The organism is Weissella viridescens, assembly GCF_014789145.1.
Taxonomy (GTDB): Bacteria; Bacillota; Bacilli; order Lactobacillales; family Lactobacillaceae; genus Weissella; species Weissella viridescens.
The window spans coordinates 1,263,146-1,289,113 of the sequence record NZ_CP061835.1; the positions used below are offsets into that span (position 1 = coordinate 1,263,146).

The 25,968-nt window shown below is 42.5% G+C and carries 21 protein-coding genes, 2 tRNA genes and 1 rRNA gene; all 24 read right to left on the bottom strand.

Translation table 11 applies throughout. The features are described 5' to 3' along the window. Positions 1-47 precede the first annotated feature (47 nt). Positions 48-120, bottom strand: a tRNA-Ala gene (locus tag IE337_RS06270). Between the two features lie 7 nt (positions 121-127). Then, positions 128-201, bottom strand: a tRNA-Ile gene (locus IE337_RS06275). A gap of 93 nt (positions 202-294) precedes the next feature. Continuing rightward, positions 295-1,872: ribosomal RNA gene (locus IE337_RS06280) — 16S ribosomal RNA — on the bottom strand. 401 nt (positions 1,873-2,273) lie between these two features. Further along, on the bottom strand, positions 2,274-4,394 hold the full coding sequence (locus IE337_RS06285; RefSeq protein ID WP_112468339.1) for an LTA synthase family protein: 2,121 nt from the start codon (positions 4,392-4,394) through the stop codon (positions 2,274-2,276). Between the two features lie 64 nt (positions 4,395-4,458). Continuing rightward, positions 4,459-5,478 carry a lysylphosphatidylglycerol synthase transmembrane domain-containing protein gene (locus tag IE337_RS06290; RefSeq protein ID WP_057746917.1) on the bottom strand — a complete coding sequence of 340 codons (1,020 nt, stop codon included), beginning with the start codon at positions 5,476-5,478 and terminating at the stop codon, positions 4,459-4,461. Further along, the gene (locus IE337_RS06295; RefSeq protein ID WP_191136200.1) at positions 5,478-6,500 is read right to left on the bottom strand and encodes a glycosyltransferase family 4 protein; all 1,023 of its coding nucleotides are present in this window, start codon (positions 6,498-6,500) and stop codon (positions 5,478-5,480) included. Before IE337_RS06295 ends, IE337_RS06290 begins: the two co-directional genes overlap by 1 nt. After that, positions 6,493-7,737 carry a glycosyltransferase family 4 protein gene (locus tag IE337_RS06300; RefSeq protein ID WP_191136201.1) on the bottom strand — a complete coding sequence of 415 codons (1,245 nt, stop codon included), beginning with the start codon at positions 7,735-7,737 and terminating at the stop codon, positions 6,493-6,495. Before IE337_RS06300 ends, IE337_RS06295 begins: the two co-directional genes overlap by 8 nt. 127 nt (positions 7,738-7,864) lie before the next feature. Next, positions 7,865-8,509, bottom strand: a complete 645-nt coding sequence (gene pyrE, locus IE337_RS06305) for an orotate phosphoribosyltransferase (RefSeq protein ID WP_191136202.1) — start codon at positions 8,507-8,509, stop codon at positions 7,865-7,867. A 3-nt stretch (positions 8,510-8,512) separates the two neighbouring features. Beyond that, a complete protein-coding gene (gene pyrF, locus IE337_RS06310; RefSeq protein ID WP_191136203.1) occupies positions 8,513-9,229 on the bottom strand; it encodes an orotidine-5'-phosphate decarboxylase in 717 nt (238 codons plus the stop codon). A 55-nt stretch (positions 9,230-9,284) separates the two neighbouring features. Then, positions 9,285-12,464 carry a carbamoyl-phosphate synthase large subunit gene (gene carB / locus IE337_RS06315; protein WP_191136204.1) on the bottom strand — a complete coding sequence of 1,060 codons (3,180 nt, stop codon included), beginning with the start codon at positions 12,462-12,464 and terminating at the stop codon, positions 9,285-9,287. Next, positions 12,457-13,539 (bottom strand): carbamoyl phosphate synthase small subunit, encoded by a 1,083-nt coding sequence (locus IE337_RS06320; RefSeq protein WP_112468331.1) that lies wholly within the window; start codon positions 13,537-13,539, stop codon positions 12,457-12,459. Before IE337_RS06320 ends, carB begins: the two co-directional genes overlap by 8 nt. Positions 13,540-13,548: 9 nt before the next feature. After that, entirely contained in the window at positions 13,549-14,838 is a 1,290-nt protein-coding gene (locus IE337_RS06325; protein WP_191136205.1) for a dihydroorotase, read from the bottom strand. 1 nt (position 14,839) lies between these two features. Beyond that, entirely contained in the window at positions 14,840-15,739 is a 900-nt protein-coding gene (locus IE337_RS06330) for an aspartate carbamoyltransferase catalytic subunit (protein WP_191136206.1), read from the bottom strand. A 237-nt stretch (positions 15,740-15,976) separates the two neighbouring features. Further along, positions 15,977-16,294, bottom strand: a complete 318-nt coding sequence (locus tag IE337_RS06335; protein WP_057746936.1) for a hypothetical protein — start codon at positions 16,292-16,294, stop codon at positions 15,977-15,979. A 68-nt stretch (positions 16,295-16,362) separates the two neighbouring features. After that, positions 16,363-17,721, bottom strand: a complete 1,359-nt coding sequence (glmM, locus tag IE337_RS06340) for a phosphoglucosamine mutase (protein ID WP_191136207.1) — start codon at positions 17,719-17,721, stop codon at positions 16,363-16,365. Between the two features lie 2 nt (positions 17,722-17,723). Beyond that, a complete protein-coding gene (locus tag IE337_RS06345; RefSeq protein ID WP_191136208.1) occupies positions 17,724-18,713 on the bottom strand; it encodes a CdaR family protein in 990 nt (329 codons plus the stop codon). Between the two features lie 3 nt (positions 18,714-18,716). Beyond that, positions 18,717-19,544, bottom strand: a complete 828-nt coding sequence (gene cdaA, locus IE337_RS06350) for a diadenylate cyclase CdaA (protein ID WP_057746942.1) — start codon at positions 19,542-19,544, stop codon at positions 18,717-18,719. Positions 19,545-19,553: 9 nt separating this feature from the next. After that, positions 19,554-21,620 (bottom strand): Na+/H+ antiporter, encoded by a 2,067-nt coding sequence (locus IE337_RS06355; protein WP_191136209.1) that lies wholly within the window; start codon positions 21,618-21,620, stop codon positions 19,554-19,556. Between the two features lie 18 nt (positions 21,621-21,638). Continuing rightward, positions 21,639-22,535, bottom strand: coding sequence for a UDP-N-acetylmuramate dehydrogenase (gene murB / locus IE337_RS06360; RefSeq protein WP_057746946.1), 897 nt, complete (start codon positions 22,533-22,535; stop codon positions 21,639-21,641). A 13-nt stretch (positions 22,536-22,548) separates the two neighbouring features. Continuing rightward, on the bottom strand, positions 22,549-23,088 hold the full coding sequence (locus IE337_RS06365; RefSeq protein WP_191136210.1) for a 3'-5' exonuclease: 540 nt from the start codon (positions 23,086-23,088) through the stop codon (positions 22,549-22,551). A 3-nt stretch (positions 23,089-23,091) separates the two neighbouring features. Then, a complete protein-coding gene (locus tag IE337_RS06370; RefSeq protein WP_191136211.1) occupies positions 23,092-23,610 on the bottom strand; it encodes a GNAT family N-acetyltransferase in 519 nt (172 codons plus the stop codon). Beyond that, entirely contained in the window at positions 23,594-24,079 is a 486-nt protein-coding gene (gene tsaE, locus IE337_RS06375; protein WP_057747085.1) for a tRNA (adenosine(37)-N6)-threonylcarbamoyltransferase complex ATPase subunit type 1 TsaE, read from the bottom strand. The genes IE337_RS06370 and tsaE overlap by 17 nt, the downstream gene beginning before the upstream one ends. A 99-nt stretch (positions 24,080-24,178) precedes the next feature. Beyond that, positions 24,179-25,165, bottom strand: a complete 987-nt coding sequence (gene pta / locus IE337_RS06380) for a phosphate acetyltransferase (protein ID WP_191136212.1) — start codon at positions 25,163-25,165, stop codon at positions 24,179-24,181. A gap of 94 nt (positions 25,166-25,259) precedes the next feature. Continuing rightward, positions 25,260-25,928 (bottom strand): uracil-DNA glycosylase, encoded by a 669-nt coding sequence (locus IE337_RS06385; protein WP_191136213.1) that lies wholly within the window; start codon positions 25,926-25,928, stop codon positions 25,260-25,262. Positions 25,929-25,968: the final 40 nt, after the last annotated feature.

Below are 25,968 nucleotides of genomic sequence, written 5' to 3' on the forward strand. Positions count from 1 at the left end.
TGATTCAGTTTTCAAAGATCTAAGTCCTTGTAACCCGAAGGTTACAATGGAGAATAGCGGGATCGAACCGCTGACCCCCTGCTTGCAAAGCAGGTGCTCTCCCAGCTGAGCTAATTCCCCAATAGAATGGGACTGAGAGGACTCGAACCTCCGACCTCACCCTTATCAGGGGTGCGCTCTAACCAGCTAAGCTACAGTCCCGAGGTTTTAAAATCTCTCGTCTATTCTGAGTGTAAACCACTCAAAACTGAATATCGTTTCAACGCAAATGTGTAGGCTTCCGATTTTCCTTAGAAAGGAGGTGATCCAGCCGCAGGTTCTCCTACGGCTACCTTGTTACGACTTCACCCTAATCATCTGTCCCACCTTAGACGGTTGGCTCCTAAAAGGTTACCTCACCGGCTTTGGGTGTTACAAACTCTCATGGTGTGACGGGCGGTGTGTACAAGACCCGGGAACGTATTCACCGCGGCGTGCTGATCCGCGATTACTAGCGATTCCGACTTCATGTAGGCGAGTTGCAGCCTACAATCCGAACTGAGACAAGTTTTAAGAGATTCGCGTACCCTCGCGGGTTAGCTGCTCGTTGTACTTGCCATTGTAGCACGTGTGTAGCCCAGGTCATAAGGGGCATGATGATTTGACGTCATCCCCACCTTCCTCCGGTTTGTCACCGGCAGTCTCACTAGAGTGCCCAACTAAATGCTGGCAACTAGTAATAAGGGTTGCGCTCGTTGCGGGACTTAACCCAACATCTCACGACACGAGCTGACGACAACCATGCACCACCTGTCACTTTGTCCCCGAAGGGAAAGCTTCATCTCTGAAGTGGTCAAAGGATGTCAAGACCTGGTAAGGTTCTTCGCGTTGCTTCGAATTAAACCACATGCTCCACCGCTTGTGCGGGTCCCCGTCAATTCCTTTGAGTTTCAACCTTGCGGTCGTACTCCCCAGGCGGAGTGCTTAATGCGTTAGCTGCGACACTTAAGGGCGGAAACCCTCAAACATCTAGCACTCATCGTTTACGGTGTGGACTACCAGGGTATCTAATCCTGTTTGCTACCCACACTTTCGAGCCTCAACGTCAGTTACAGTCCAGAGAGCCGCCTTCGCCACTGGTGTTCTTCCATATATCTACGCATTTCACCGCTACACATGGAGTTCCACTCTCCTCTACTGCACTCAAGTTGTCCAGTTTCCAAAGCACTTCCACAGTTAAGCTGTGGGCTTTCACTTCGGACTTAAATAACCGTCTGCGCTCGCTTTACGCCCAATAAATCCGGATAACGCTTGGAACATACGTATTACCGCGGCTGCTGGCACGTATTTAGCCGTTCCTTTCTGGTAAGATACCGTCACACACTGAACAGTTACTCTCAATGTCATTCTTCTCTTACAACAGTGTTTTACGAGCCGAAACCCTTCATCACACACGCGGCGTTGCTCCATCAGACTTTCGTCCATTGTGGAAGATTCCCTACTGCTGCCTCCCGTAGGAGTATGGGCCGTGTCTCAGTCCCATTGTGGCCGATCAGTCTCTCAACTCGGCTATGTATCATTGCCTTGGTAAGCCATTACCTTACCAACTAGCTAATACACCGCGGGACCATCTCTTAGTGATAGCAAGACCATCTTTTAACTAATAACCATGCGGTTATTAGTGTTATACGGTATTAGCACTTGTTTCCAAGTGTTATCCCCTGCTAAGAGGTAGGTTTCCCACGTGTTACTCACCCGTTCGCCACTCTTTGCAATGTCCATCGTCATATCTGAGCAAGCTCTTCAATTCAGTTGGACCACAAAGCGTTCGACTTGCATGTATTAGGCACGCCGCCAGCGTTCATCCTGAGCCAGGATCAAACTCTCATTTTGTACTTACTCCATAAATGAAGAAAGATTTCAAAAGCTTGATATTACTCAATTTTTCTTTTTGTTGTTTAACAGATTGTTAAACGAATTTACTAGCGAATTGACTTCGCAAATGTTTGCACCAAATAAATTTGGTGACCCTACACATTTGTTTATATCGAAACGATATTCAGTTTTCAATGATCTACTTATTGTTTAGAAGAAATATTTGTTTCCCTCAGACAACTTAAACTATATTACACGCGTTCGGTTTGTTTGTCAACATTAATTTAGAAGTAATTTGAAACTCACTTCGCATAAACGTTGTTGAAAAACCCAACTCAATTAATATACCTGAATACGCGCTTCAGGTCAAATGTTTTTTACAAAAAAAACTCACACAATAATTGTGTGAGCTTTTTTATTTATTGACTACTTGAAACAGCTTCTGGAATTGTTTGTGGTTCCCCACCCAATTCTGGTGCATTTGTCTCATATTCTGGAATCTTACCACCTGTTTTTTGCATTGCTGAGGTTGGCTTTTTCTTCTCCAGATCCTTCAACGACTTCAAGGTATCATTCTTCTTATATGAATAATTCTTAGGATCGTCTTGCTTATATCCTGCTAATTTGTGGAATCGTAACAAATCACCCGTTTGGACTTGATCCGAATAAGTCAAACTATCGTTAACATAGTTTTGATCATTATCAATGATCGCCTTAGCACGTGGATCTTCCTTAGGATTAATTTGTGTTCCAGTTGACGTAACATAGTAGTTACCTCCGTACTTCACGTAATTTTTAGATACAAAATTACCGTTACGGAAAGGCACAACCTGCTTATTATTCTTAGCTAATAGATCTTGTCCAAATTGAATATTATCGGCTGTTGAAATACCAAGTAGGTGCATCAACGTTGGCATAACATCAATTTCACCACCATAAGTATGCTTAATACCACCCTTCAATCCAGGTGAGTGAATAATTAACGGTACTTTTTGCCAGTTAGCTAGATCATATGGTGTCACAGAATCTTTACCCATTAACTTAGCAATTGCCTTAGGGTGATTTTCAGAAATACCATAATGATCACCGTATAGCACAATTACCGTATTATCATACATTCCTGACTTCTTTAAATATCGCTCAAATTCACCAAAGGCCTGGTCAAGGTAACGGGCCGTTTGAACATAACCATCAACAGTCTTATCACCCGTATCAGTCTTATTAATTGAGATATTCTTCTTGTCAAGATCGTAAGGGTAGTGATTTGTAACCGTGATGACCTTTGAATAGAAAGGTTGTGGCAACTGATCAAGGTATTGAGAAGCATCCTTAAGGAAAATCTTATCCTTCATACCATAACCAATATTGTAGTCATCTTTATTTGCTCCCTTATAGAATGGCTTACTAAAGAAGTAATCATAGCCCCAATTCTTATAAGTATTATCACGGTTCCAGAAACTAGCAACATCCCCATGGAAGGCGGCCGTTGTGTAACCACGTTGATCTAACATGTTTGGGACAGCTTGGTACGTGTTCGTTGAACCATAATTCACCATGGCAGCTCCAGACGCTAGACCATACAACCCATTTTCAAGCATATTTTCTGCATCGGCCGTCTTACCTTGCCCGACCTGGTTATAAAAATTATCAAAAGAAAGTGAATTTTGATCATGATAGAAACGGTTAATGTTTGGTGTTACCGGTTCTCCATCCACTTTATAATCAATCAAGAATTGCTGGAACGACTCCAAATGGAACATCACAACATTCTTTCCCTTAACCGTTCCATAGTATTGTGCATTAGGAATGGTGTTATTAGATTTAACAAACTTCTCAATCTTTTCAAGGTTTTTAGGTGTTGCCTGTTTTTTGACTTCAGCAGTCTTTTGCGTCTTGTAAATATTGTAAGCTGCATATTCATTCAAGCCGAGATACTTAACAATGTAGTTATTGTCGAAAGTACGTACCAATAGACCTGAACGATCACTTTCAGAAAGTCCGTACCCTACAAACATAAGTGCAACACCGAGTAACGTTGTTAATCCTGCCACCCAACGGCGTACCGCATGGCGATTAACATGAATCAACTTAAACGCAATTAATAGCGTTAGCACAATAATGTCAGCAAATACTAAGAAATCCGTAGGGTCAATAATACCGCCTAGGGCTTTTCCTAAATTATTTCCAGCTGAACTACCTGAATTAATGATATTAAGTGATAGAAAATCCGAGAACTCACGATAGTACAAAATATTTGAAAACAACCAAATTGATTGCACCAAATTCATCAAAAGCATCGTCCAGTATGACGCACGCCCTTTAAAATACAATCCAATACTCAATAAAATAATTGCCGTCGGAATTGGATTGAAGAATAACAAAAATTCTTGCATCGGCCCTTTAGCTCCAAGACTAAAGTCATGCTGATAAACCATGTATGTTTTAAGCCAAACAAAGAACACGTTTAACAGGAAGAAGCCCATGGTCGAATTAAATAGATATGCACCGCTCTTTTTGGCGGTTTGTACAACACGTTCCATGTTTACTTTGCTCCATTCAATTTAAATAATACTTATTACTCTAAGGCACTTGTTTTAAAAGAACCTAATGCTTTGCCATTTTCTTAGATGTTGTTGGCACACTGAAAGCAAAAATTCCAGCAAACATTCCGAAGTAGTAGGTAATCAAACGCCATAAAATCATTGCAATCACCAATTGCGCGTGAGTTGGTAAGAATTGGCTAAACAACACTGAGAAACCAATCTCTGCTCCCCCCGCCCCACCAGGAATTGGAAAAAGCGAAATAACCATAACGATTAACACGTTTAAGGACATAACAAGGGCGATATTTACTTGTGTTGCACCCAGCCCTAACAAGATAAAGTAAGGAATCAAGTAATACACAAACAACTGCACAAACGTAACACAAATAGCTTGAACTACAGGCTTTACATTTTTACGCATTAAATCGCTTTCTTCATGGAAGTTTGTAATCTTATCTTCAAGTACTACTTGCCACTCTTCTGCTTTTCTTGGTGAAAATGGATGCACCATTTTGATAAACACCTTAACAAGCGTATCGGTTGCCTTGGGCCAATACATAATCATGAGTAATCCCACGATAACGAATAGATGAATCAAAAACCCTAAGATTAACACAACCGTCCAAGCGTGGATTTTATCAATTAGATACTGATAACCAACTAACAGTGCCATTAAGAAATTAATCACAATCATGCCTTGGTAAATAATAAATTTCATGGTCAGAATTGATCCACCACGACCGACATCAATACCGGATTGCGCTAAAGCAACCAATTGCATTGGCTGACCTCCAGCTGCAAAAGGGGTAATCCCATTTCCAAGCTGTTCAACCAGCGGTACGCGGATGGCATCACGCCAAGTAATTTGCTCGTTTGCATCATCCACAAAAATCTTGACCACAACTGCTTCCAATAACAAATAAACAATCATCGCCACTAACGCTAAAATCAGCCAACCCCAATGTGCGCCAGCAATACTACTAGCGAATTGAGCCCAGCTGACATCACGAAATGACCACCAGAAAATGACCCCACCTAGGGCCAGCATACAAAAGAAAACGAGGATATTTTTTCTAGACATTACTTTACCTCAGCCTGTTCTGTATAAAATTTTTCCCAAATCTTGGCAACATTGTCAGCAGAATAGCGTTCAGAAGCCGCCAAGGCATCTGATGATAGCTTTTCACGTAAGGCTGTATCTGAGGCAATATTTTGCAAAGCTTGTTGCATGCCAGTACGATCTTTAGCCGGTAAATAGTATCCGTCAATGATTGCTTTATATAAGTCTAGGTCACGTAATACCGTCGGTGTTCCAGTGCTGAATGCCTCTAAGGCTGACATCGGGAACAGTTCCGTATAACTTGGCAACAAGAATACATCAGACAAATTATAGTAACCGTTCATTTCACTTCGATCGACAATTCCTGGGAATTTCAAGTTGGCTGGTGGGTTCTCCACAACCTTTTTCAACTCATCATAGCCTGCAGTCATCGCTCCGAATGAGAAACCACCTGCCCAAACAAATTGCCATTGTGGATTTGCTTCAGCCAGCTTAATAAAATCAAACACACCCTTACGCTCTTGTACTTGTCCCACACCTAGCACCACAAAATCATCAGGTTGATACCCCTGCTTTTTTCGTAGTTCTTCGCGTTCAGAAGTTGGCAATGGGTAAAAGGTCTCCTTCGATACAAAGTTAGGGATATAGGTCACTTTTTCACGTTTCACCCCTAAGTTAACCAACTTGTCAATAAAAGTTGGGTTAACCACCACTAAATGATCCATGCGCTTGTAGAAAGTCATTACATACCAATAAAATAGCTTTTTGATTGGACGTGGTAGGCTAATGGAATCTTCCAACGTTTCCGGCAGAAAATGAACGTAGCCCAACTTACGACCACGGCCTGGTAAAAAGGTACTCATAAAGTATGTCGGATTAATGGTGTGGTAGTGGCTAATATCTGTTTTTTTATAACTATTAAAGCGGAGGGCAAATTCGTTTGGAAATTTTTCCTCCAACAAATTAACGAGTTCACGGTAAGCAGATCCAACTCCTTGACCAGGAACCGTTTCTGCCGCTGAAAACATGGTAATTTTAATCATCTTGGTCTCTCCTAAACGGATGCAAAAATGAACGAACATAAGCAGCATTATTTTGTTCTGCCATATCATCATCGTCGTCATCATGATAAATGGTTAAAGCTTCGCGATAAAAATCAATCATTCGGTGACCAAACGTTCGCTCATCAATTTCATGAAGAATCGCCTCACGTTCACTTGGGTCACCAATGACTTCGCCTGTTTCTTTGGCTTTTAAATATCGCACAATCGGATCAGCTAAGGCATCCGGCGTCTCAACTAATGTACCAATACTTGGGTCAATGACAATCCCATCCATATAGTCGCTATGCATGGCAACGACTGGTGTATCAGCTGTAATGGATTCAATAAACGTAATCCCTTGCGTTTCAGAAGTTGATGCTGAGGCAAAAACATCACCAAGTCGATAATAACTATAGACTTCCTCGTGTTGCACCTCACCCACAAAAATAACACTTTCTCGAATGCCTAAGTCGCTAGCTTGACTTTCAAGCGCTGAACGTGCAGGTCCATCACCAACAATCACTAATTTAGCTTCTGGAATTTGTTCTACGACTTGTGCAAAAGCAGTGATGACATCATCAATATTCTTTTCAAAGGCAACCCGACCAATTGACATCACAATTGGCGTTTTGGGTGTTAACCCTAGTTGCTTATACAAATCCTGGCTGTGATCCTCCTCAGGCTTGTGCGCAACTCGCACACCCGTGGGGATAATCACAACTGGTGTATCAACCTTATATTCTTTTAATGTGTCATAAGTTTGTTTAGATGGGGATACAATGCCTGTCATGCCATGCATAAAGTATCGGGCAATCACAGCCACACCACCTGGTTTAATAATTTTACCATTCGCAATGTAATGCAAATAATCCTCATAATTTGTATGAAAAGTATGTACAATTGGAATCTTCATCTGTCGCGCCACAAATTTACCAATCATCCCCAAAGAGAACTCTGTTTGTGTATGCACAATATCTAGTTTTAATTCTTTAGCAATTTGGAGCGCTTGAAACCCTCCACGGTAAGTCATTCGACGATCTTTAAACCAGACAAATGGCACACTTGAAAAGCGATAAATATGCGGTTCGTTAGCGTTTTTTGAAACTTTAGGATCAGTAGATGTGAAAATATACACCTGATGCCCTTGTGCTTCAAGTTGTTCTTTGAGGGTTTTAATTGACGTTGCAACCCCAGAAACTTGCGGAAAATAAGTATCCGTGAATAATCCGATATTCATACACAATCACCTTTCACAAAAATTCATTCATTGTTCTATTTTAACAGTAAATGCACTAAAGGTATAGTTACTCAATGCTGTCCAAACAAAAAACAGTCCTAGCGGTTCGCTAGAACTGTTTAACGCATTAATTTGAATGCTTCTCACTCCAGGTACTTGGATCAACACGCCAATCTTGCAAGACGTCCAAATCAGCATCAGACATTTGACCTGAGGCCTTTTCAACATCCAAAAGTGCTGAATAAGTTGTCAATGGTGCAAAGTCAGTCTTTGCCGCCGCAAAATTCTTGTCAGCAGCTGGCAATTCGTAAGAGAAGATTGATAGTACACCCGCGACTTGACTTCCTTCGCGACGCACTGCATCAACAGCTCCCAAAACTGATCCACCAGTTGAAATTAAGTCATCAATCAAAACAACTTGATCTTGATCTGAAAGAACGCCTTCAATTTGCTTTCCGGCACCGTGATCCTTAGGCTTTGAACGAACATAAACCATTGGCAAGTCTAAGACTTCTGCAACCCAAGCTGCGTGCGGAATTCCCGCTGTGGCAACCCCACCAATAACTGTGGCATCAGGATACTTTTCTTTAACCAAGTCAGCTAAACCATTTGCAATTAATTGGCGAACCTTTGGAAAACTGATTGTCTTACGGTTATCAGTATAAATCGGACTCTTTAAACCAGACGCCCAAGTAAATGGATCATTTGGCTGTAGCTTAACTGCTTGAATATCTAATAAGGCTTGTGCAACTTCTTTTTTATAATCTGTCATAATTTAGGCTCCTTGTGTAAACTCTGCGACAACTTGTTGATAGGCGGCAACTGGATCTGCAGCCTGAGTGATGGAACGGCCGACAACAATACCATCCGCACCCATTTCATGCGCGCGTCCTGGGGTCACGACTCGACTTTGATCCCCAATGGCATCGCCTGCTAAACGAATACCAGGTGTAATTGATAAGAATCCAGCTCGGGTCGCATCGTGAATCATTTGTGATTCGAACGCCGATGAAATTGTTCCAGCTAGGCCTGCTTCGTCAGCTAATTTAGCCAGATGCGTCACAGATTCTGCCATCGATGCTTCAACCAACTGGGTGGCTTGCATTGTAGCTTCTGAAAATGCAGTCAATTGCGTAATACCTAATAACTTGGGCGCTTGCACGCCTACGGCCTGAGCACCTTCGGCTGCACCCGCGACAGCGGCTTGCATCATTTCAACGCCACCTGCCGTGTGAATCGTTAAATAGTCGATATCCAAACGTGCTAGATTACGCACAGCATGGCCCACTGTATTGGGGATGTCATACAACTTTAAGTCTAAGAAAACTGTGAATCCTGCGGCTTTGACTGCCTCTACGAAAGCCGGACCTTCCCGATAAAAGAGTTCCATCCCAATCTTTACAGCCGGGCGAACATCTTCTGGAAATTGATTTAAGAATTCCCAAGCTAAAGTTTCATTTTCAAAATCAAGGGCAATAAATATGTTATTCATCAGCAAGCTCCATTCTCTTGGTATGTATGCCGGTCGAAACCGGCTGTTTTAAGCATTATTTCATAGATTCAACATCGAATGAACGCGTTTCAAGCACACGTAGCAAGGCTGAAACTGTATCGAGGTTTGTGAACAATGGGATAGCATTTTCAATCGCAGTATTACGAATCATGCGTCCGTCATTTTCAGCTGACTCATCAGCTTGCGTTGTATTAATCACAATTTGCAAGCGACCGTCACGAATAGCTGTGACTGGATTGTTTTCAGATTCAGAAATCTTGTCCAAAACTTCAACACGCATGTCATTGTCAGCAAATAACTTTCCCGTTCCTTCAGTCGCTACCAACATGTAGCCTAGGCGATCAAAGCGCTTTGCCAAGGCCAAGGCTTCTGGCTTATCGTCATTAGCCACCGTGAAGAGTACAGTTCCAAATTCAGGAATCTTGATATTTGATGCTTCAAAGGCTTTATATAAGGCCTTTTCGTAAGTCTTATCAGACCCCATAACTTCACCAGTTGACTTCATTTCAGGTCCAAGCAATGAATCGACCATTGGCAACTTTGTGAATGAGAAGATAGGTGCCTTAACGTGCACATCGTCTGTCTCTGGAATCAAACCTGTCTCAAATCCCATATCAGACAACTTTTCGCCCAACATGACACGTGTTGCTAATTGTGCCAGCTTCAAGTGCGTTACCTTTGAAATAAATGGTACTGTTCGTGAAGCACGGGGGTTCACTTCAATCACATATGCAGTGTCATCATGAATAACGAATTGGACATTCATCAAGCCAACCGTATTCAATGAGCGAGCCAAAGCGATTGAAGCTGCTGTCATCTCATCCTTTACCTTTTGTGACAAAGACTGTGATGGGTAAACTGACATTGAATCACCTGAGTGCACCCCAGCACGTTCAATATGCTCCATGATTCCAGGAATCACTGCAGTTTCACCGTCAGACAAAACATCAACTTCAGCTTCTTGCCCAACCAAATATGAGTCAATCAAAACTGGATGATCATTTGATACTTGTACTGCACGATCCATGTAGTCAGCTAATTCATCAGCATTAGCAACAATCTCCATGGCACGACCACCCAAAACATATGATGGACGGACAAGAACTGGGTAACCAATTTCTTCCGCTGCAGCCAATGCACCTGGTACAGTTGTGGCAGTCTTACCAACTGGTTGTGGCAAGTTTAATGACTTGATAACTTGATCAAACTCTTCGCGGTCTTCTGCACGATCCAAGTCAGCAACCGTTGTTCCCAAAATGTTAACGCCATTTTGAGCTAGTGGTGCCGCCAAATTAATCGCTGTTTGACCACCGAACTGAACCACAACGCCCTTAGGTTGTTCAAGTTCAATCACGTTCATGACATCTTCAAGTGTCAATGGTTCAAAGTAGAGCTTGTCTGAAACAGAGAAGTCGGTTGAAACAGTTTCAGGATTTGAATTCATAATGATGGCTTCGTAGCCTTCAGCTTGAATCGCCTTAACTGCATGCACTGTCGCATAATCAAATTCCACACCTTGTCCGATACGAATTGGACCTGAACCCAAAACCAAAACGCTTTCGCGATCTGACTTTTCTGATTCATTGACCTTTTCATATGTTGAATAGAAGTATGGTGTTTGTGATTCGAATTCAGCTGCCACCGTATCAACCATCTTATAAACTGGCGTCACATTATTACGCTCACGCAAAGTTTTGACTTCGCGTTCAGTCATCCCCCAAAGTCCAGCAATGGTCTTATCAGCAAAACCATTCTTCTTGGCTTGTTCCAAAACGGTGATATCACCAACGCTTGTTTGTAATTCTTGTTCAATTTCAATAATGTGTAGCAACTTATCAAGGAAGAATAAGTCGATTTCAGTACGATCGTGAATCGTTTCTGGTGTTACGCCACGACGCAAGAGTTCAGCAATCATGAAGAGACGATCGTCACGTGCTGGCATCAAAGCATCCAACAAATCAGCATCAGTTGTTCCTTCAAAGCGCATGTCATCGAGACCAGTAACACCAATTTCAAGCGAACGAACAGCCTTGTTCATCGCCTCTTCAATGTTACGTCCAATGGCCATAACTTCACCAGTCGCCTTCATTTGCGTTCCAAGACGACGATCAGCCGTTACAAACTTATCAAATGGCCAACGTGGAATTTTAACGATAACGTAATCCAAAGCTGGTTCGAATTCCGCCATTGTTGTTCCCGTAACTGGGTTGGTGATTTCATCCAAAGTCAACCCAACCGCAATCTTAGCGGCCATCTTAGCAATTGGATATCCAGTTGCCTTTGAGGCCAATGCTGAAGAACGTGACACACGTGGGTTCACTTCGATGATGTAATACTTATATGACTTTGGATCCAAAGCCATTTGGATGTTTACACCACCTTCGATGTTCAAAGCACGGATAATCTTCAAAGCCGCATCACGCATCATTTGGTATTCGCGGTCTGACAACGTTTGAACCGGTGCCATAACAATTGAATCCCCAGTGTGAACACCAACTGGATCAAAGTTTTCCATTGAAGCGACGATCAACGCATTATCGTCAGCATCACGCATCACTTCAAATTCAATTTCCTTGAATCCAGCGATTGAACGTTCAATCAACACTTGCGTTACTGGTGACAATTCAAGTCCATTTTCGGCAATTTCAACTAATTCTTGGTAGTTGTTGGCAATTCCACCACCCGTTCCACCTAATGTGTAGGCTGGACGGACGATAACAGGATATGAATGTGTTTCAGAAAAATCAACAGCTTCATCAACCGTGGTTGCAATCGTTGATTCTGGAACTGGTTCGTCCAAACGTTCCATCAACGCTTTAAATTCTTCACGATCTTCGGCTTCTTCAATCGCTGAAAGCTTAGTTCCCAAAAGTTCAATACTTAGTTCATCCAAGACACCAGCTTCGGCCAAATCCTTCGCCATGTTCAAACCAGTTTGTCCACCAAGTGTTGGCAAAATAGCATCTGGGCGTTCCTTACGCAAAATGCGTTCTAAGAATTCCAATGTCAACGGCTCGATGTAGACTTGGTCAGCCATTTCCGTGTCTGTCATAATCGTTGCTGGGTTTGAGTTAACCAAAACAACTTCGTAACCTTCTTCTTTCAAAGACATGGCTGCTTGAGTTCCTGAATAATCAAATTCAGCGGCTTGTCCGATCACAATTGGTCCAGAACCAATTACTAAAATCTTGTGAATATCATCGCGCTTAGGCATGTGTTTGTTCCTCCTTGTGAGCGGCAATCATTTCTAGGAATTCATCAAATAGGTATTCGGCATCATGTGGACCCGGTGCTGCATCGGGGTGATATTGAACCGAAAAGGCTTGGTGATTCTTAAGACGTAGTCCTTCAACAGAACCATCATTAATTTCATATTGCGTAATTTCAAGGTTTGTCCCTGGAATTGAGTCACCATCAACCACGTAACCATGATTTTGTGACGTAAAGTTAGTCTTACCACTAATGTTGTCCTTAACCGCGTGGTTGAATCCACGGTGACCAAACTTCATCTTCTTCGTTGTGGCACCATTGGCTAGGGCAAATAGTTGGTGTCCCAAACAAATTCCCATGATTGGTAATTGTTCCTCTAGTTCACGAATAACATCCAAGATTCCCTCAACGGACTCTGGATCTCCAGGTCCGTTTGAAAGCAAGACCCCATCAGGATTTGCATCCAAAATCGTTTGTGCATCAACTGTTGCAGGGAAAACCAATACATTAACGTTACGACGCGCCAATGAACGTAGAATTGAGTTCTTCAATCCAAAGTCAATCAAAGCAATCGTCACGCCATCAGTTGGATTAACATACATGTTCTTGCTTCCGACTTCAGCAACTTGTTCCTTTGATAGTTCGGCTGATTTCAAGTCAAGCAAAGTTGCCTCGTTAACTTCACTGACAATGGTTGCCTTTAACACACCATAGTCGCGGAGTTCCTTTGTTAAGGCACGTGTATCAACCCCTGTAATCCCAGGTAAGTCATTACGTTCAGCCCATTCGGCGATTGACATTTGTGAACGCCAGTTCGATGGGCGGCGCGCAATTTCATGGGTCACAATCGCTGAAGCGGCTGGCTTAAATGATTCAAAATCATCACGATTGATACCATAATTTCCAATCAATGGGTACGTGAATGTCAAAATTTGACCATGGTAAGACAAGTCAGTAATTGATTCTTGGTAACCTGACATACCAGTGTTGAAAACTAATTCTCCAACAACGGGCTTCGTTGAACCAAAGCCTTCACCTTCATAAACTGATCCATTTTCAAGTACGAGATAACGTTTCATGTTTGCTCCTTATTTGTCGTTTGCAGCGTCGTAAACAACTTCCCCATTTAAGAAAGTCATGCTTGTTTGACCATAGATAGTTTCCCCAATAAACGGTGAATTAACACCCTTTGAAAGGAATTCATCAGCACTAATCGTGTGTGCGTGGTCGATATCAAATAATGCTAAGTCGGCAGTTTGGCCAACCGCTACCTTGGTTGGGGCAGCTAAGTTAAAGTCAGCGACTGGATTTTTAACCATCCAGTTTGTCAATTCCTCTAGTGTCGCCACACCTGAACGAACCAAGTGGGTGTAGATGAGTTGGAAACTTGTTTCAATACCAGTGATACCAAAGGCCGCTCCCATAAAAGTACGATCCTTTTCTTCCACCGCGTGAGGCGCGTGATCAGTTGCAACCATATCGATGGTACCATCCAGCAAACCACCGATGACCGCCATGCGATCTTGCGGTGCCCGAAGTGGTGGGTTCATTTTATACAAAGCATTGTCACCTTGAATATCGGTTTCATCCAGCAGCAAGTGATGTGGTGATACTTCGGCAGTTACGTTCACCCCGTTTTGCTTAGCAATACGCACCAAGTTGACTGATTCTTTAGTAGACAAGTGAGCCACATGGTAATGAACCCCTGTAGCCTTTGCAATAACTAAATCACGTGCTAATTGTGAAGATTCACCCAATGGATCCATACCTGGTAATTCAAGTTCGGCTGACCGTTGTCCAAGGTTCATCACACCGCCATCAATCAAGCTCTCATCTTCGACGTGAGCAACCAATGGGCGATCAACGCTAGCCGCAGCGCGCATTGCGTCGCGCATGGTCTTCGCATTTTGCACACCTTTACCATCATTTGTGAAGGCAACAGCGCCTGCATCTGCCAAAGCTTGAATGTCATCAACTTCTTCAGACGTTAAGCCTGCAGAAATTGCGGCATATTGGTCAATGTTAATGACACCATCTTGTTGGTTCAAAGCCTGCACTTGCTTAAAGGTTTCTACAGTACTTGGCACGGGGTTCAGATTTGGCATTGCCAATACTGTTGTAAAGCCGCCCCGCGCAGATGCTTGCGACCCCGTCTTAATGGTTTCCTTATATTCAAAACCAGGCTCACGGAAGTGGACGTGGACATCTACCAGTCCAGGCATCAAAAGCTGCCCCTTCGCATCAATCACACGATCAGTCTTAACCATTAAGGTTGGTGCCATTTCAGCAATTTTACCATCGCGAATGACAACATCAGTTTGAATTAAATCGTTATCATGTAGCACAACCCGTGCATTTTTAATCTTTAAGCTAGACATTCTAATCCTCCCCAATTGCGTTCAAAATTGCCATTCGTGCGAACACACCATTGCGCATTTGCTCGAAAATTCTTGATTTATCTGATTCGACCAATTCATCGGCAATCTCAACATCGCGGTTGACCGGAGCTGGATGCATGATAATGGCTTGTGGTGCTAATTGATTGTAGCGTTCTTTCGTTAATCCATAATTAAAGTGGTAATTCATCGCCGAGAAGCCAGCATTTTCAACTGTTTCGATTCGTTCGTGTTGGACACGTAGGAACATGACAACATCTTGTTGATCCAATCCGTCATCAATGCCCACATATGTTCCGAATTGATCAAATTCAGCTGGATACCAGTTTTCAGGACCCGAGAATGTCACAACGGCACCTAAGCGTTGCAAAATCTCTGCATTTGAACGGGCAACTCGTGAATGTGACAAATCACCAATAATTCGCACCTTAAGCCCCTCGAAATGACCAAACTCTTCATAAATCGTCATTAAATCAAGTAAACTTTGTGATGGATGTTGCCCGTTTCCATCGCCCGCATTAACTAAATGTGGCATCAAGTCTGAGTGTTCTGCCAATAGTGGCTCGTACCAATCGTTCAGGCTGTGTCGAATGACTGCAACTTCAACTCCTAACGCACCAAGTGTTTTCAGAGTATCACTGAGACTTTCACCTTTTTGTGTTGAGCTACTACCAGGATCAATCATAATCCGTTCCCAACCCATTTTAACTTCCGCAACTTGAAAGCTTGACTGCGTTCGCGTTGAATTTTCAAAGAATAAGTTTGCAACCAATTTTGATGGCGCCGTTGGCGTCGCTTCTCCCGACTTATAAGCCAATCCGTTTTGGATGAGACTCATAATCGCATCCGTTGATAAATCATTTAAGTTCACAAAATCGTGCATCCTTTATCCTCCTATGCAAAAAAGTCCGGGAACATAAGAGTTCCCGGACTTTTCAATAATTGCAGTAAAAATGTCCCAGTTACGTGGGAATTATTTATGTCAATTGATTCAAAAACCAAACCCTTGTTAGCCTCTCTGGACTCGATATTAAAAGGTCAATCGTTGTTGTATTAAATATAACACCTTTACTAACATTAGTAAACGTTTTAACAGTAAAAAATTAAGACGTAAAACTTTTTAACTAACTTTATTTTCAATTAAAATTTGTTGTACCAGTTGTTCCACTTCTGGTGTGCGTTCCCATTCCTGATAATGATCAATCGCAATTTCCGCTGGGATTTCAAAATGCTCATTGACGTATTTTTCATACTGCTGAACACTATTTGAGTGTGGAATATTTAACTTTAAAATGCGCACTTCTTGAATCATCTTTTCTTCTACTGCATACTCAGCCTGTCCGTTATGCAATAGATTCCCAATCTCTTTGTACTTCGAACCATCTAGACGTGTAATTTCTTCAATGATATTCAAAGTTTGAAAACCTGCTTTTGTCATCTTCTGCCTCTTCTACCCTAAATAAAAAAGCTGAGAAGCACTCAGCTTTTATTTTTAATCAAATGTGTTTATGCAACACCAACAGTTTGTTCAACCACGGCCACAATTTGTTCTGCATATTGTTGTGCAGCTTCATCAGTAGGCGCCTCGACCATCACACGTAATAAGTCTTGTGTTCCAGAAGGACGTACCAATACACGACCATTTCCGTTCATGTCTTTTTCAACAGCTTCAATGCTTGCTTGAATTTCTTCATTTTGCAAAGCAGCCTTCTTATCTTGAACACGAACATTAATAAGAACCTGTGGATATGACGTCATTTGGCCAGCCAATTCTGACAATGGCTTACCCGTTGCCTTCATAACATGCAACAACTGCAAAGCAGTCAATAAGCCATCCCCTGTATTGGCCCAATCCAAGAACACCACATGTCCTGATTGTTCACCACCAAGGTTATAACCTGACTTAACCATTTCTTCCACCACGTAACGATCACCAACATCAGTTTTAACTGACTTAATGCCGTTTTCTTCCATGGCTTTGTACATACCAATATTAGACATGATTGTTGTAACAATTGTATCTTGCTTCAAACGACCGTTTTCATCAAGATATTTTCCAATGATAAACATAATCTTATCACCGTCAACAATGTCACCATTTTCATCGGCAGCGATCAAACGGTCACCATCACCATCAAAAGCCAATCCAACTTGAGCACCCTTTTCAACAGTAAATGCCGAAATCGTTTCTGGATGTGTTGAACCAACGCCATCATTAATGTTCAATCCATCAGGACTTGTCGCCATCGTATCAAATTCAGCACCCATATCAGCAAATAAACTTGTTACCAAACCAGATGTCGCTCCATTAGCCGCATCAATCGCAATATGCAATCCATCAAGATTGTCAGGAATTGTTGTTTGTAAGTATGACAAGTACTTACCAGCACCTTCAGGAAAGTTCGAAACTGACCCTAGTCCTTCAGCAGATGGACGTGGTAAATCATCAACTGGTGCATCTAATAACTTTTCAATCTCACCTTCTAATTCATCTGAAAGTTTGAAACCATCAGCACCAAAGAACTTGATTCCATTGTCTTCAGCGGGATTATGTGACGCTGTAATTTGCACACCGGCATCGGCCTGTTGCGCTTGAACGAGGTAAGAAACACCTGGTGTTGAAATTACACCGAGACGTAAAATTTCAATCCCAACAGACAATAGTCCTGCCACTAAGGCTGATTCAAGCATCTCACCTGAAATACGTGTATCACGTCCGACAATGACACGTGCTTGGCGATCTTGTGCATGTTGTGTCAAAACGGCCCCGCCCATTCGACCTAGTCGAAAAGCAAGTTCTGGTGTGAGTTCCTTATTGGCAATCCCACGTACCCCATCTGTTCCAAAATAATGTAAATCTACCATAATTAATTTTGCTCCTTAGGTGTCACTTGCACCTTAACTTTTTCTGGGTCAATTTTAACGTTCTTGATTGCGGTTGGCTTAACCGTCAAGGATTGCTTAGTGTGAATGTTTTTCACATCAATTGGCACCGTAATTGACTTAATTCCTTCAATATCTTTCATTTTACCATTAATCGTTACTTCATTCACGTTTGCAGAAAACTCAAAGTTCTTAGCATCCCCGTTTTCAGTACGGAATTTAATTGGCACTTGACGACTACCTTCACCGCCAATTACCGGCAAATCAACCGTTGTGACTTGCGGTGAAATGGCCACGTTAACTGGCTTACCATGTTCGTCTAACGCTTGTAAGGTGACATCTTGTCGGATACTTTTCTTAGTATCACGAGGCAAGTTGACCACTGCAACAACACTTTGAACCGTTTGCACGACATCTGCTGTCCCCATCACCTCGACGTTATGAACGCTTGAAGTCACTTTACCAACATGATAGCCATTAGCAATAGCCTGACTATCATACTTGGTTTGAACAGTATAGTTTGAAATCGCTTTTTTTGCAATATCTACTGAAATGTCGGTTGGGTCAATCGTGTACGTTAAATCATTACTGATACCCGATGCTTTCAGTTTAATCGTGTGCCGTCCCTCATTTAAATGTTTGAGATCAGCGTATACCTGAAAGTTCTTTGTATTCTTGGCGGAAGTCACCAAAGCTGGTGACCCTGAAACGGTGATTTTAACCGTTTCAGGCGCTCCAGAAACATAATAATCATCAGTATTAATCCCATTTAACTGTAAAGGGACTGAAATTATCTCGCGTTTTTTTGAAATCAACCCGACAGCTCCATCTTTAAGACCCTTGGGTGTTTTTTGTGCTGACTGTACATTTCGAGTAATGCTTGTGTCATGCTGACCATTGACATACGCAGCCAATAAAATGGCCAAGATTAGACTGGTGATGAGATAACCAAATTTACTTAATTTCGTATTCATGCGCTAATCCTCCTGCTTAAAGCCATTCAAGAAATGTGAAAGCCATGTTTGTTTTTCACCATCTTGATCTGGTAGCAATTGACGTTCTAGATACTTCATATAGTCATCACGTGACAAGTCCTGCATCAGTTCAGCGTTTCGTGTGATCGTGACGCCACCGGTTTCTTCAGAAACAACGATGGTCAATGCGTCAGTCACTTCTGAAATACCAACAGCTGCTCGGTGTCGCGTTCCCAATTCTTTGGGAATCATAGGATTGTCCGAAAGTGGGAAATAGGCCGCCGCAACAGCCAAACGTAAATCCTTGATAATAACTGCGCCATCATGCAATGGCGTATTTGGAATAAAGGTCTGAATCAAAAGTTGACTTGATAAATCACCATCAATTTTAATTCCCGTCTCCATATACTCTTCTAAGCCAGTCTCCATCTCAATCGTAATTAACGCACCAATGTGACGCTTTGACATGTATTGAATGGCTTCGTCTAGTGATGTAATCAAATTGCGTTCATCGTTATCGTTCGCACGATTCTTGAACAAGGCCGAGCGTCCCAAATGTTCGAGCCCACGACGGATTTCAGGTTGGAAAATGACCACCATCGCGATCACACCCCAATTAATAATTTGATCCGTCAGCCATGAAATGGTACTTAAGTCAAAATACCAACTCACTACCTTAACCACAACCACGATCCCTACACCACGCAGCAAGGTGATTGCCTTTGTCCCACGAATCATCATAAAGAGTCGATAAATTAACCACCATACAATTAAGACATCAACGATTTGTGTGACTTTTATTTCACTTAAAAAGTCCAGAATTTGTGTCATCATTTGCCCCTATTCACTATCTTGTGCTAAGTAACTCGCTTCATCTAGATTAATATTTTGCCGAATTTTAACTGCACTTTGTTCATCGATAAATCCAGCTTCGTACAGATGTTCCAGCGCTGAACGTTGCGCTGTATACCCTTTTAGCGCCAGTTCACGACGTAAGACTTTTGTACTCTTTTTATTAACCGTTTTTACATTACGATGCTGATTGGCCAACCGTGAGTGGAACAGCACTTTGAGATGTTTAATGGCAGTTGTCTCTGTTCGATTCATTGATCCCGCATGTAACTGAGCGTAATCAGTCATCGCTGTCAAGCCTGCTTGAGCTGTTGCCTGAGCAGCCAATTCATACTCAGCGCGCAAGGCATCCGAATCGGTGTGGCTCACCCAAACACGAATCGCTCGCACAGCTTTACGCCAAAGGTGTTCGAGATTAAATTTATTTTGCCTTTGCGAACGTACTCGTACAGTTTGTGATAAGTCATCTTCGATACGGTCCAACCGTCGGTTTTCACTATCGTAAACCAACGAACTAATTTGATGCTCCGCATGTAATTGCGTCAATGCCTCACGCTGTGCATTCAGTGCAATCATCCGGAACTTCAATTCGGTTCGTAAAATCTTTTGTAATTTTTCTTCCTGCAAAGAGCGCATTTGAATGCGTCGAATTTTCGTGTAATAGGCTGTCAGAACATCATAGACAATGCTAGCATTACTTGCCTTAAGCTCGTGTTCTAATTCCCCAACCGCAGTTTGCAAGACGTAGGTATAGGCACGTGGCTCTGACATGTGTTTGGCGACATCCAAAGGCACGGTCATTTTCTTCTTCGGCTTGCTTGGTTTAGCAAGCAACGGTAGTAAAACAATCGCTGCTAATAATGAAATGACAATCACCATCGCCGCAATAAAGAGCATCATGCTCCGCTCAGGAAATGGCGCTCCGCTATCAATGAACGCTGGCACCGAAAGTACTCCGGCCATCGTCACAGCCCCACGCACACCGGTCAGACCGGCCATAAAGGCATTCTTCCATGATAGGACCGTACTTTTAACCCGTCGCTTTTCCCAAATTTGATTCAAATATGACCAAACAACTCGAATCATAAAGATTAAGAACCAAGTTAGGAACGCATACAGGAATAACATCGAAATCGGTACAAGCTGATTATTGTCCGCGTGCACATTAATGGCAACTGGTAATTCAATCCCCAACAGGATAAAAATAAATCCGTTCATCAAGTAACTAAAGACCTGCCACGTCGTCCGATTGACCAAATAATACTCACCACTAGTCGCCCGATTACCTTTAACTTGTAAGTTTTGAACAATTGCCGCAATGACGACCGCAATCACTCCCGACGCATGCACCCCTTCTGCAATTTGATAGATCAAGAAGGGGGTTAAAATATTCGTTACCACATTCACCACGGCATTGGTTGCTTGCTCCTGCATCAACCAGCTTTGTAACCGCGTCATCAACAAGCCCAGTACAATTCCAACCACTGCGCCAACTAACGTGGTATATAAGAAATCCGAGGTCGCATGGGCTAATGAGAACGTGCCGGAAACAGTCGCAGCAATCGCAAATTTAAAGGCCACCAGCCCACTCGCATCATTAATCAAACTCTCACCTGACACAAGATGCATTAAAGCCGGTGGTAACTTAGTTTCTTGTCCAATTGACGCCACCGCTACAGGATCAGTTGGCGAAAGAATGGCCGCAATCGCAAATGCAACCGACAATGGCATCGATGGAATTAACCAGTAGATACCATAACCACCAATAATTGTCGTTAAGAACACCAGCAGAATCGCATTCCCAAAGATAGGACCTTTTAAATTCCAAAGTTCACGTTTTGGAAAATTCCAGGCATCCGAATACAACAACGGGGCAACAAACAATAGCATAAACCAGTGACTATCTAAGTTAATTTTGACACCAAAGAAAACCGCAATAAATAACCCCAGGGTAATTTGAATCAAACTAACCGGGACACGCTTTAAAAAATGTGACAACACATTTCCAATCACGACTAAGAGGGTTAACCCAATAATTGTCTCCAGTATTGCCATGCAGTAGCTCTCCTTACTTTATTCACCTAGAATGCGTACCTCAGGTTCTAAATCAACTTGAAATTGTTCATGGACGACCGCTTGCACGTGTTTAATGACTGCCACATAGTCAGAACCAGTTGCCTGTCCTTTATTCACAATGAAGCCAGCATGTTTCGTCGACACTTGTGCACCACCAACTTGAAAGCCTTGTAATCCAGCATCCATGATTAACTTTCCAGCAAAATAACCTTCCGGACGCTTAAAGACCGACCCACATGATGGGTACTCTAAAGGTTGCTTGCTGGCACGGCGATCATTGAAGTCTTCCATACGTTCCGCAATGTTCACCTTCGCATCGGGAACCAACTGGAACGTTGCACTGACAATAATCTCGCCGGTTCCTTGGACCGCTGAATGGCGGTAACCAAAATCTAGGGCTTGCTTACTGTAAGTTTTTAAAGCACCTTCTGGTGTTAGAACAACTGCTTCCAAGAGACAGTCATCGACTTGTCCACCGTAGGCACCAGCATTCATGTAAACTGCGCCGCCAACCGACCCAGGAATTCCAGCAGCCCACTCTAACCCTGCTAAATCATGCTCACAGGCAACTTGTGCTGTATCGATTATTGCCGCTCCTGCAGCTGCAGTGACTGTGTTTTCATTGACAGAAACTTCTGTTAAGCGCGTCAAGAAAATGACTAACCCACGTAGTCCTTGATTCGTAATGATTAGATTTGATGCGTTCCCCAATACTGTAATCGGTAACGCTTGATTGCGGGCATAACGTGTTACTTCGCTCAATTCATCTAAATTACGGGGCCAAAAAATCCAATCCGCTGGCCCACCAACGCGAGTATTCGTATAGGTCGACAAAGCTTGATTCTGCTTAATGTCATATCCTGGAAACTCCCGGATTAAGTTTATCTCTTGCATACAACAACCTTTCCTATATCACTTTAACAAGGTGTTTAATTTGTTCAACCCCAAATTCATTTGCTTCATGTACTAAAATTTGTGCAGCCGCCACCGTATCATCTAACGCATTGTGATGATGCATTAAGTCGATGTTCAAGGCTTGCGACACGGTATCCAATTTATGATTGGGCAACTGTGGGTACAATTTTCGCGATGTTCGCACCGTGTCTAATGAAAGATAGTGCGCGGGTTGCAAACCATAATGCGTCAAGCTGGCCTTTAAGACGCCATTATCAAATGGGGCATTATGGGCAATTACCAATTGTTCTGGTGTATAAAATTGTTTAATCTGTTGCCAAACCTCTGGAAAAGTTGGCGCATCTACCACGTCCTCGGGATGAATACCATGAATCTGGATGTTACGCCGCTCAAAGGTGACATCAGCGTCCGGTTTGATTAGGCTATAAAATTCATCAACCAACTGATTGTCACGAATGACAGCGATTCCCAAAGAAACCGCACTATGTCGTTGTCCACTTGCCGTTTCGAAATCCATTGCAATAAAATTCATTCGTTATTCTCCCCCAGTCATATTTAGTTGCATCGCCTGTGTTGGCCATGCTGTTGCCTCATCCTCTTGCCCATTGCTTTGGGCATCTAATACAACTGAAAAGCCGAACTTTTCATAGATATGTATCGCTGGCGTATTCCGTTTTTGTACCGTTAACCACAATTGGTTGATGGTACTAAAAGTCTCACCCCAGTCAATGAGTTCTGCAATCAACCCCTGCGCCAGTCCATAGCCTTGATAGGCTTTCAGTATGGCAACACCTACTTCAGCTACTTCGGGGTTATCTAACAAAGCAGTGGCGGTGGCTAAGCCATATAAATTATCATCCTCATCTGCCACCACCAACATTAAATTATTGCGCGTTTGCTGAATGGCCGTTATATTTTGTGCTTCCGTGATGGCATCAATCGTTTCAAGATCTTGCGTCATGCAAAAAGTATCCGATTCTTGAGATAATTGCCGTAATAAAGCCAATAAATTGGCACTATCGGTTGGCTCCGCTAACCTAATTATCAAGTCCATAAGTTTGCTCCAACTGGTTTAAAATTTGTTGTGAATGACTCCCAGTTGCAGTCACTTCAATTTTTCTTTGATCAATTTTGTCATACGTATCGGTTCGCGTTAAGGTCACGTTTAAAACGTCACTAGGTAAATCCGCCTGAATATACTCAGACCATTCAACTAAACTAACGCTACTTGCGTTGAAATATTCAGCCAAACCTAGGTCGTCGGCTCCACCTTCCTCACCTAAACGATAAACGTCTAAGTGATATAACATAAAGTCCGGCGTTTGATACTCTCGTACCAAAGTAAAGGTTGGGCTTTTAACTGGACGCTTAATCCCCAACGCACGGGCAAAGCCTTGCGTAAAGGTCGTCTTCCCCGCGCCTAAATCACCATGCAATAAAATGGTGGTGCCAGGTGTCACAATTTGTGCTAATGTTTTTGCTAATTTTTGTGTCGTTTCGACAGATTCACTATTCACTATCATAATTTTTAGTATATCATTTTTTTGTAAACTGGGCGCCATTTTCACTCATATCAACAAAAAAACTAGCAAAGCAATTCCTCGCTTCACTAGTTTTAATGTTTACTTATCAGCATCGACAGCTTGCGCAGCAGTAATAATGGCTACCTTGTAAACATCTTCTTCATTGCAGCCACGTGAAAGGTCAGAGATTGGTTTAGCAAGGCCTTGCAAAACTGGACCAATTGCTTCAAAACCACCCAAACGTTGGGCAATCTTATAACCAATATTTCCTGATTGAAGATCAGGGAAGACAAAGACATTAGCCTGACCGGCTACATCTGAATCCGGCGCCTTTGAAGCTGCAACTGATTCAACAAACGCTGCATCAAATTGTAATTCACCATCAACGGCAAGGTCTGGTGCCAACTTGTGGGCAATTTCTGTTGCTTCAGCGACCTTATCAACTTGTGGCGCTTTCGCAGAACCTTTAGTTGAAAAGCTAAGCATCGCAACCTTTGGATCAATCCCAAAGACTTGTGCTGTTTCGGCAGATTGAACCGCGACCTCAGCCATCGTTTGGGCATCAAGGTCAATGTTAATCGCACAATCAGCAAAAACATAACGTTCTTCACCACGTTGCATAACAAAGGCACCCGAAATACGCGATGAGCCTGGCTTTGTCTTAACAATTTGTAGGGCTGGACGAACCGTGTCACCGGTTGGGTGTGTTGCTCCAGAAACCATACCATCAGCAAGATCCAGGTAAACTAACATGGTTCCAAAGTAATTTTCGTCCTTCAACCACTTTTCGGCTGTAACTTCATCGGTCTTACCGTTACGACGCTTAACCAATTCCTCAATCATGAGATTCATCAAGTTTTCGTCACAATCTTCTGGATCAAGAATCTTGATTGTTTGCAAATCATAATTCTTGGCGGCAGCAACTTCTTCAAATGTTGATTTATCTCCAAGGACAGTTACTTCAACTAATGCCTCATCTGCTAAACGAACAGCAGCTCCGAGGACACGCTCATCAGTTCCTTCTGGGAAAACAATACGCTTTCCTTGACCTTTGATTTTTTCTGATAATTGTTCAAAAAGTTCCATTATGTCAGCCTCCAAAAAAATTTGTCTATTTCTAAATATTATACTTCTATTATCGCATACTTGTTAGCGCTTACGCCAGCATTAATTAAATTATTCACAAACTCCAATTAATCGTCTTAACGCCATGGTTTTGCAAAAAAGCATTACTTTGACTGAAAGGTTTTGATCCAAAAAAACCACGGTAAGCTGATAATGGACTAGGATGCGGCGCCGTTAAAATGAGATTATTCGGCCCCACTAATAGCTTGGCTTTCTTTTGGGCAAACTTTCCCCACAAAATAAAGACGACTGGTTGATCTTGACTTGCCACTAACCGCATCACTTCGTCAGTAAAAGGTTCCCAAATTTCACCGGCATGTCCGTTCGACTTGCCCGCTGGTACGGTCAATACTGCGTTCAAAAGCAAAACGCCTTGGCGCGCCCACGGATGTAAATCACCATTAACTGGAGCCGGCACCTGTAAATCATCAGCCAATTCTTGAAAGATATTTCTTAATGAAGGTGGCAATGGGAAATCAGACGGCACCGAAAAACTCAATCCTTGTGCCTGTCCGGGGTTGATATACGGATCTTGACCTAAAATAACAACTTTAGTTTGCGCTAATGGTGTATTTTCCAAGGCCGCAAAGACATTTTCTCGCGCTGGATAAACGGTTTCAGTTGCGTATGCGTTTGTTAAAAACGTATTCAATTGTTCAAAATAGGCATTTGGTAAGGCTTCGACCAAAGGGGCCGCCCAATCTGTGTCAAAAAAATCTGCCATATTTGCTCCATTTCATTGTCTCTAAAAATAAAAAGGTAAT

Bases quoted from the DNA above. Each gene is read 5' to 3' on its own strand.
- IE337_RS06290 (WP_057746917.1), bottom strand. From the start codon at position 5,478: ATGTCTAGAAAAAATATCCTCGTTTTCTTTTGTATGCTGGCCCTAGGT.
- IE337_RS06385 (WP_191136213.1), bottom strand. From the start codon at position 25,928: ATGGCAGATTTTTTTGACACAGATTGGGCGGCCCCTTTGGTCGAAGCC.
- pyrE (WP_191136202.1), bottom strand. From the start codon at position 8,509: ATGACAGATTATAAAAAAGAAGTTGCACAAGCCTTATTAGATATTCAA.
- IE337_RS06355 (WP_191136209.1), bottom strand. From the start codon at position 21,620: ATGGCAATACTGGAGACAATTATTGGGTTAACCCTCTTAGTCGTGATT.
- IE337_RS06345 (WP_191136208.1), bottom strand. From the start codon at position 18,713: ATGAATACGAAATTAAGTAAATTTGGTTATCTCATCACCAGTCTAATC.
- tsaE (WP_057747085.1), bottom strand. From the start codon at position 24,079: ATGATAGTGAATAGTGAATCTGTCGAAACGACACAAAAATTAGCAAAA.
- IE337_RS06320 (WP_112468331.1), bottom strand. From the start codon at position 13,539: ATGAAACGTTATCTCGTACTTGAAAATGGATCAGTTTATGAAGGTGAA.
- cdaA (WP_057746942.1), bottom strand. From the start codon at position 19,544: ATGACACAAATTCTGGACTTTTTAAGTGAAATAAAAGTCACACAAATC.
- IE337_RS06370 (WP_191136211.1), bottom strand. From the start codon at position 23,610: ATGGACTTGATAATTAGGTTAGCGGAGCCAACCGATAGTGCCAATTTA.
- IE337_RS06295 (WP_191136200.1), bottom strand. From the start codon at position 6,500: ATGATTAAAATTACCATGTTTTCAGCGGCAGAAACGGTTCCTGGTCAA.
- IE337_RS06365 (WP_191136210.1), bottom strand. From the start codon at position 23,088: ATGAATTTTATTGCAATGGATTTCGAAACGGCAAGTGGACAACGACAT.
- murB (WP_057746946.1), bottom strand. From the start codon at position 22,535: ATGCAAGAGATAAACTTAATCCGGGAGTTTCCAGGATATGACATTAAG.
- IE337_RS06300 (WP_191136201.1), bottom strand. From the start codon at position 7,737: ATGAATATCGGATTATTCACGGATACTTATTTTCCGCAAGTTTCTGGG.
- IE337_RS06325 (WP_191136205.1), bottom strand. From the start codon at position 14,838: ATGTCTAGCTTAAAGATTAAAAATGCACGGGTTGTGCTACATGATAAC.
- pyrF (WP_191136203.1), bottom strand. From the start codon at position 9,229: ATGAATAACATATTTATTGCCCTTGATTTTGAAAATGAAACTTTAGCT.
- IE337_RS06285 (WP_112468339.1), bottom strand. From the start codon at position 4,394: ATGGAACGTGTTGTACAAACCGCCAAAAAGAGCGGTGCATATCTATTT.
- IE337_RS06330 (WP_191136206.1), bottom strand. From the start codon at position 15,739: ATGCACGATTTTGTGAACTTAAATGATTTATCAACGGATGCGATTATG.
- IE337_RS06335 (WP_057746936.1), bottom strand. From the start codon at position 16,294: ATGACAAAAGCAGGTTTTCAAACTTTGAATATCATTGAAGAAATTACA.
- carB (WP_191136204.1), bottom strand. From the start codon at position 12,464: ATGCCTAAGCGCGATGATATTCACAAGATTTTAGTAATTGGTTCTGGA.
- glmM (WP_191136207.1), bottom strand. From the start codon at position 17,721: ATGGTAGATTTACATTATTTTGGAACAGATGGGGTACGTGGGATTGCC.
- pta (WP_191136212.1), bottom strand. From the start codon at position 25,165: ATGGAACTTTTTGAACAATTATCAGAAAAAATCAAAGGTCAAGGAAAG.